Source organism: Streptomyces jeddahensis, assembly GCF_001642995.1.
In the GTDB taxonomy this organism is placed as follows: domain Bacteria; phylum Actinomycetota; class Actinomycetes; order Streptomycetales; family Streptomycetaceae; genus Streptomyces; species Streptomyces jeddahensis.
This window is the reverse complement of sequence record NZ_LOHS01000026.1, coordinates 37,553-44,967: the sequence shown is the minus strand read 5'-3', so window position 1 is coordinate 44,967 and position 7,415 is coordinate 37,553. Positions and strand designations below refer to the sequence as shown.

At 71.6% G+C, this 7,415-nt stretch carries 8 protein-coding genes; 6 read left to right on the top strand and 2 right to left on the bottom strand.

Annotation, left to right across the window (positions count from 1 at the left end; all coding sequences use genetic code 11):
* Positions 1–224 precede the first annotated feature (224 nt).
* Complete coding sequence (locus STSP_RS02500; RefSeq protein WP_067271353.1) at positions 225–902, top strand: class I SAM-dependent methyltransferase; 678 nt, start codon at positions 225–227, stop codon at positions 900–902.
* Between the two features lie 132 nt (positions 903–1,034).
* Here STSP_RS02500 and STSP_RS02495 read toward each other — a convergent pair whose 3' ends face one another.
* Complete coding sequence (locus STSP_RS02495) at positions 1,035–1,373, bottom strand: fic family toxin-antitoxin system, toxin component (RefSeq protein WP_067271365.1); 339 nt, start codon at positions 1,371–1,373, stop codon at positions 1,035–1,037.
* Positions 1,374–1,410: 37 nt separating this feature from the next.
* On the bottom strand, positions 1,411–1,638 hold the full coding sequence (locus STSP_RS02490; protein WP_067271351.1) for an antitoxin: 228 nt from the start codon (positions 1,636–1,638) through the stop codon (positions 1,411–1,413).
* A gap of 139 nt (positions 1,639–1,777) precedes the next feature.
* Between STSP_RS02490 and STSP_RS02485 the strand changes: the two genes are divergently transcribed.
* The 5 genes from STSP_RS02485 (at position 1,778) to purB (ending at position 7,413) form a co-directional block, all read left to right on the top strand.
* On the top strand, positions 1,778–2,254 hold the full coding sequence (locus STSP_RS02485) for a GNAT family N-acetyltransferase (RefSeq protein ID WP_269801019.1): 477 nt from the start codon (positions 1,778–1,780) through the stop codon (positions 2,252–2,254).
* Between the two features lie 247 nt (positions 2,255–2,501).
* Positions 2,502–3,833 carry a hemolysin family protein gene (locus tag STSP_RS02480; RefSeq protein WP_067271348.1) on the top strand — a complete coding sequence of 444 codons (1,332 nt, stop codon included), beginning with the start codon at positions 2,502–2,504 and terminating at the stop codon, positions 3,831–3,833.
* The gene (locus STSP_RS02475) at positions 3,830–4,861 is read left to right on the top strand and encodes a hemolysin family protein (RefSeq protein WP_067271345.1); all 1,032 of its coding nucleotides are present in this window, start codon (positions 3,830–3,832) and stop codon (positions 4,859–4,861) included. The genes STSP_RS02480 and STSP_RS02475 overlap by 4 nt, the downstream gene beginning before the upstream one ends.
* A gap of 166 nt (positions 4,862–5,027) precedes the next feature.
* The gene (locus STSP_RS02470) at positions 5,028–5,807 is read left to right on the top strand and encodes an SGNH/GDSL hydrolase family protein (protein ID WP_067271343.1); all 780 of its coding nucleotides are present in this window, start codon (positions 5,028–5,030) and stop codon (positions 5,805–5,807) included.
* Between the two features lie 166 nt (positions 5,808–5,973).
* Positions 5,974–7,413 (top strand): adenylosuccinate lyase, encoded by a 1,440-nt coding sequence (gene purB, locus STSP_RS02465; protein WP_067271341.1) that lies wholly within the window; start codon positions 5,974–5,976, stop codon positions 7,411–7,413.
* Positions 7,414–7,415 lie beyond the last annotated feature (2 nt).

Here is a 7,415-nt window from a genome sequence, read left to right as displayed (position 1 = left end):
TGCGGGCAATCGTGCCGCTGGGGCGGCACGGGTGGGCGCAGCGGCACCCCGACGGTGGGTAACGCGTCCCCTTGCGCACCAGCAGCGGTGCGAGGGCACACCGCTTTCACGCCCGGGCTCGCTCGCCCGGCCCGACGACTGGAACCCGCGGCTCCAGCGCGGCGCCAAGCGCCGCGCCAAGGGGCACAATCGGCGTAACGGCCCGTCCGCGCGAGGAGGTCTCCATGCCGCAGCGTTCCGCCAGGGCGTCGAAGGATGCCGTTCACCATCCCCTCTTCGCCCGCTTCTACGCGAAGTTCAGCGTGGCGGCCGAGGCTTCGGTCGGGCCGCACCGGGACGAGCTGCTCGCCGGGCTGAGCGGCCGGGTCATCGAGATCGGCGCGGGCAACGGCCTCAATTTCGCGCGCTATCCGCACACGGTGTCCGAGGTCGTGGCCATCGAACCAGAGCGTGTGCTGAGGCAGTTGGCGATGACCGCGGCCCGCCGCACCGACGTGCCGGTGGACGTGGTGCCGGGCGCGGCGGAGGCGCTGCCCGTCAAGAGCGAGGCGTACGACGCGGCCGTCGTGTCGCTCGTGCTGTGCAGCGTGCGGGACGTGCCGCGGGCGCTCGCCGAGATCCGCAGGGTACTGCGGCCCGGCGGTGAGCTGCGGTTCTTCGAGCACGGGCGAGGCGGCGGCCGCGCGATGGCAGCCGTCCAGCGCGGCCTCGACCGCACCGTGTGGCCGGTGCTGTTCGGCGGCTGCCATGTAGGGCGCGACCCGATCGGCTCACTGCGGGCGGCCGGGTTCGAACTCGGACCGTACCGCCGGGTGCTGGTGCCGGCCCAGGGGCCGCGGCTGCCCAGCTCGTACTGCGTCCTGGGCAGCGCGCGCCGCCCCCTCATCGACGAGGAGGAGTAGGCGCCCTGGAAGGGGCGCGGGGCTGTGACATCTGCGGCTCCGCCGCGTGGGCGCGACCAGCCCCCACCGGCCCGCGGTTCCGCGACAACCCCACACCGCCCCACGGGTTCATCACCGTCCCCCAGCGGAGCGCTAAAGGCTCCACTGGCGCAGTTCCGCCGCGATGTCGTGCACGGTCGCGTCGCCGTTCTTCACCAGCTGGGCCAGATCGCGGACCTGCTCGGGCGACGTGACGACCTTCAGGCCGCTCGCGACGAGATAGGCGTACGCCACGGCCGACGCGAACATCGCGTTGGAGCGTTCGAGCGCCGGGACGTGCAGCAGGAGCTGGAGCAGCGCGGCAGCCCGGGCGTGCGGGTTGTCGTAGACGGGCATGCCGAAGATCTGCGCGTCGTGCCGGCTGACGGCGGCGACGAGGGCGCCGTAGTCGGTGACCCGGGGGTCTCCGGGGGTCTTCTGTTCGGCGATCATGAGGAGCCAGGCAAGATCGATCTTCACGTTCAACGGCTCAGCGACGACCTTCGCGCTCCGTGCCGAACTCCTCCGCGAAGACGGATTCGTACTGCTTCATGAAGTCGGAGGCGGCCTCCACGAAGGTGTGCCCGACCTCGCCGGTGTCCTGTTTGACCAGTTCTTCGATGTAGCGGTTCACGCTCATCCCACGGGCGAGTGCGCGTTCGCGCGCGGCCCGTGCGGTGCCCTCGTCCACGCGTACGTTCAACTGGGTCTTGGCCATACCCCGAAGCTAGCGCGGGTGCGCTAGCACCGACAAGGGCGCAGGAAAGTGCCCCTTACACGCACCTCGGGGCAGTTCCGTGATCGCGCGGGGAGTTGATCGTGGGTTGCGCGGGGAGTGATCACGCTCGCCCGTCCGTATGCCGGAAACGCTTCGCCGTCAGGCAAGGTGCGGTGATGGGATGCCGATCATGAATGACCTTCACATCCGGGCCGCTGCGCCCGAGGACCTCGACGCGGTGCTGGCCTTCTGGAAGGTGGCTGCCGAGGGCACGAGCATCAGCGACGACCGCGACGGTGTCGAGAGGCTCGTCGCCCGCGACCCCGATGCCCTGATCATCGCCGAGCAGGGCGGGGAACTGGTGGGCACCGTGATCGCCGGGTTCGACGGCTGGCGCTGCCATCTGTACCGGCTGGCGGTACACCCGGAGCACCGCCGCCAGGGCGTGGGCTCGGCGCTGCTGGCCGCCGCGGAGGAGCGGTTCGTACGCCTCGGAGGGCGCCGTGGCGACGCGATGGTGCTGCAGTGGAACGAGACCGCGCACCATGCCTGGCGGGCGGCGGGGTACGCGCCCGAGGAGCACTGGCGGCGCTGGGTCAAGCCGCTCACCGGCTGAGTCGGAGCGGCGCCGACGGGTCGGAGCCGCGCCGACGGCGATCGCCGCGGTTTCGCCCGCGCGCCGCCCCGAGCCGCCCCGAGCCGCCCGGCAAGAGACCACGCGCGCCGCTTTGCCGATCCTTTACCATAGGTGGAATATTCGGCCCCTAGGAAAGGTGTGAGCGTCCGCCCATGGGCGAGCCTCCCAGTACCAGACATCGCGACATGCCCCCGGCCCTGGCTGACCATGGGACGGAGGTGAACCGATGACCGAAGTGCTCCTGCTCGCCGTGGCCGTCCTGCTCTCGCTGGCCTGCGGCGCGTTCGTCGCAGCGGAGTTCTCGCTCACCACCGTGGAGCGGGGCGAACTCGAGCGCGCCGTGGAGCGGGGTGAGCGCGGCGCCGCCGGCGCCCTGAAGGCCGCCCGGAACCTCACCTTCCAGCTCTCCGGTGCACAGCTCGGCATCACCGTCACCAACCTGGTCGTCGGCATGCTCGCCGAGCCGTCCATCGCCAAGCTGATCGCAGGCCCGCTCCAGGCCCTCGGCATCTCCCGGAGCGTCGCCTCCTCCGCGGCCCTGGTCATCGGCACGGCCCTGTCGACCGTCTTCCTGATGGTCGTCGGCGAGCTGGTGCCCAAGAACTGGGCGATCTCCAGGCCACTCGCGGTGGCCAAGGCCGTGGGCAATCCGCAGCGCTGGTTCAGCGCCGCCTTCCGCCCCTTCATCGCGCATCTGAACAACACCGCGAACCACGCGGTGCGCCGCCTCGGCATCGAGCCCGCCGAGGAGCTGGCCTCCGCCCGCGGGCCCCAGGAGCTGGTCGCCCTGGCCCGGCACTCCGCCAAGGAGGGCGCGCTGGAGGCCGACACCGCCGAGCTCTTCGTGCGGACGCTCAACCTCGCCGATCTGACCGCCGAGAACGTGATGACGCCGCGTGTGCAGGTGATCGCGCTCGAGGCGCAGGCGACCTGCGAGGACGTCGCCAATGCGACCCGCGCCACCGGCCTGTCCCGCTTCCCCGTCTACCGCGGCAGCCTCGACTCGGTCATCGGGATCGTCCACATCAAGGACGTGCTGTCCGTGCCGGCCGAACGCCGCGCCCGCACGCACGTGCCCGAGGTGATGCGCGAGTCCCTGTTCGTCCCCGAGTCGCTGACCGTGGACCGGCTCCTCGACCGGCTCTCGGGCAAGCGCACCATGGCCGTGGTCATCGACGAGTACGGCGGCACGGCCGGCGTCGCGACCCTGGAGGACATCGTCGAGGAGGTCGTCGGCGAGGTACGCGACGAGCACGACCCGCACGAGACGCCCGACCTGGCCGCCGCCGGGACGGACGAGGACGGCCGCGAGCTGTACTCGGTCGACGGCGCCACCCGTACCGACCAGCTCGAACGCGTCGGGTTGCGGGCTCCCGAGGGCCCGTACGAGACGCTCGCCGGGCTGGTCGCCGCCGAGCTCGGCCGGATCCCGAGCGTCGGCGACCGGGTCGACGTCGACGGCTGGCGGCTCGACGTGGTCGACGCCACGGGCCGCCGGGCCGCGCGCGTGCTCCTGCACGCGCCGGCGCACACCGATGACACGGAGGAGGGGCGATGACCGCCGTCCAGTTGCTGATCGCCCTGGCGACGCTGGTCGTCAACGCCTTCTTCGTGGGCGCCGAGTTCGCGCTGATCTCGGTCCGGCGCAGCCAGATCGAGGAGTACGCGGAGCGGGCCGCGCGCCGTGGCCAGCACAGCCTGCGTGCGCGCAGCGTGCTGTGGGGACTGGAGCACGTGTCGGCGCTGATGGCGGCCGCGCAGCTCGGCATCACGCTGTGCACGCTGGTGCTGGGTGTGGTCGCGGAGCCCGCCATCGCGCATCTGCTCGAGCCGGCGTTCGACGCGGCCGGCGTGCCACACGGGCTGGTCCACCCGATCTCGTTCGTGATCGCGCTGGTCCTCGCGACGTACCTGCACATGCTGCTCGGCGAGATGATCCCGAAGAACGTCGCGCTGGCCGAGCCGGTGCGGACGGCGCTGCTGCTCGGCCCGCCGCTGGTGACGCTGGCCCGGGCGCTGCGCCCGGTGATCTTCACGGTGAACGCCTTCGCGAACACCCTGCTGAAGCTGCTCCGGGTGGAGCCCAAGGACGAGGTGTCCGCGACGTTCTCGGACGACGAGCTCGCCCGGCTCGTCAAGGACTCCGGCGAGGCGGGGCTCATCGACGAGCGCGCCCGGGAGCGCCTGCACGACGCGCTGGAGCTCGGCCGCCGCCCCGTGCGTGACGTCGTGCTCCCACTGGAGCGGCTGGTGTACGTGCACGTCGGCGTCACCCCCGAGCAGCTCGAGCAGATCGCGGCGGAGTCCGGGTTCTCCCGGTTCCCCGTGGTCGACGCCGGCCGCCGGATCGTCGGCTATCTGCACGTCAAGGACGCCCTCGAGGTGACGCCGCGCGATCTGCCGTTCCAGATCAGCGACATGCGGCCCATCGCCCGGGTACGCGAGACCACGCCGCTGGACGACGTACTGACCGCCATGCGCGGCAGCCGCACCCACCTCGCAGCAGTCATCGGCTCGGACGGCCGCCTCGCGGGCCTGGTGACCATGGAGGACGTACTGCGGGAACTGTTCGGCCAGCCGGTCTGACCGCGTGGCGCCCCGCTTCGGCCCCGCTCACCACCGCCGGTGGGTGGTTCGCCACCTGCCGGTGGCCGGGTCGGGGGCGCCTGCGGCTGCCGCGTCCCTGGGTGGGTTCGCCATCTGACGGTGGCCGGTCGGGCACCCGCTCGGAGCTCGATAACATCGCTCCGCCATGGAGATCAATGCAAACTACACAAGTCTCGTCGCGATAGGCGACAGCTTCACCGAGGGCATGTCGGACCTCCTCCCCGACGGCTCCTACCGCGGCTGGGCCGATCTCCTGGCGGCAAGGATGGCCGCCCACACACCCGGCTTCCGCTACGCCAACCTCGCGGTCCGCGGCAAGCTCATCGGCCAGATCGTCGACGAGCAGGTGGATGCCGCTGCCGCGATGCAGGCGGACGTCGTCACCCTGGTGGGCGGCCTCAACGACACGCTCCGGCCCAAGTGCGACATGGGCAGGGTCCGCGGACTCCTGGAGGAGGCGGTGGAGCGCCTCGCCCCGAACTGCAAGCAGCTGGTGCTGATGCGCAGCCCGGGCCGGAACGGCCCGGTACAGGAGCGCTTCCGCCCGCGCATGGAAGAGCTTTTCGACTGCGTCGACACTCTCGCGGCGCGACACGGCGCGCTCGTGGTCGACCTGTTCGGGGTGCCCGCCCTGTCCGATCAGCGGATGTGGGACGTGGACCGGCTGCACCTAACGCCCGAAGGACACCGGCGGGTGGCCGAAGCGGTGTGGCAGACCCTCGGGTACGAGCCCGAGGAGGACTGGCGAGCGCCGCTCCCGGCTCCCGCGCCCCCGACTTGGGCGACACGGCGGATCGCCGACGTCCGGTTCGCCCGTCAGCACCTCCTGCCGTGGATCGGCCGCCGCCTCACGGGCCGCTCCTCCGGCGACGGCCGCCCGCCGAAGCGGCCGGAGCTGCTGCCGTACGAGGGGCCGATCGCTTAGGCCGAAGCGGCCGGACCTGCTGCGTACGAGGGGCCGATCGCGTAGGCCGTCGCCCAGGTCGGGTGCGGATCGGGGCCCCGCAAGGGCGACCCCGTGCCCCCTCGTAGCTTCCGACGAATCGGGGCCGGGCGCTGGCCTGCACGAATCGCCAGTAGAATTCGTCCACGTGACTGCGTCTGCAAAGCCCCGCATCCCGAACGTCCTCGCCGGCCGCTATGCCTCGGCCGAGCTCGCCACTCTGTGGTCCCCCGAGCAGAAGGTGAAGCTGGAGCGACAGCTCTGGCTCGCCGTACTGCGCGCCCAGAAGGACCTCGGGATCGAGGTGCCGGACGGTGTCATCGCCGACTACGAGCTGGTCCTCGACCAGGTCGACCTGGGCTCGATCGCCGAGCGCGAGAAGGTCACGCGGCATGACGTAAAGGCGCGGATCGAGGAGTTCAACGCCCTCGCCGGCCACGAGCACGTCCACAAGGGCATGACCTCGCGCGACCTGACGGAGAACGTCGAGCAGCTGCAGGTCAGGCTCTCGCTGGAGCTGATGCGCGACCGTACGGTCGCCGTGCTGGCGCGGCTCGGCAAGCTCGCCGGCGAGTACGGCGAGCTGGTCATGGCGGGCCGCTCGCACAACGTCGCCGCGCAGGCGACCACCCTCGGGAAGCGTTTCGCGACGGCCGCGGACGAGCTGCTCGTTGCGTACGGCCGGGTCGAGGAGCTGCTGGCCCGCTACCCGCTGCGCGGCATCAAGGGCCCGGTCGGCACGGCCCAGGACATGCTGGACCTGCTGGGCGGCGACGCGGCGAAGCTCGCCGAGCTGGAGCAGCGCATCGCGCAGCACCTCGGCTTCTCGCAGGCCTTCACCTCGGTCGGCCAGGTCTACCCCCGCTCCCTCGACTACGAGGTCGTGACCGCGCTGGTGCAGCTGGCCGCGGCCCCGTCGTCGCTGGCGAAGACCATCCGGCTGATGGCCGGGCACGAGCTGGTGACCGAGGGCTTCAAGCCGGGCCAGGTCGGCTCGTCGGCGATGCCGCACAAGATGAACACCCGCTCGTGCGAGCGTGTCAACGGCCTCATGGTGATCCTGCGCGGTTACGCCTCCATGACGGGCGAGCTGGCCGGTGACCAGTGGAACGAGGGCGACGTCTCCTGCTCGGTGGTACGCCGGGTCGCGCTGCCCGACGCGTTCTTCGCGCTCGACGGTCTGCTTGAGACGTTCCTGACGGTGCTCGACGAGTTCGGTGCGTTCCCGGCGGTCGTCGCGCGGGAGCTGGACCGCTACCTGCCCTTCCTGGCGACGACGAAGGTGCTGATGGGCGCGGTGCGGGCGGGCGTCGGCCGGGAGCTCGCGCACGAGGCGATCAAGGAGAACGCGGTGGCTTCGGCGCTCGCGATGCGTGAGCAGGGCGCCGAGCGCAACGAACTGCTGGACAAGCTCGCCGCGGACGAGCGCCTCCCGCTGGACCGGGCGGAGCTCGACGCGCTGATGGCCGACAAGCTGTCCTTCACCGGCGCCGCCAGCGACCAGGTGGCGGCCGTGGTCGCGCGGATCGAGGAGATCGTGAAGGAGCGTCCGGAGGCGGCCGGTTACGCGCCGGGGGCGATCCTCTGACG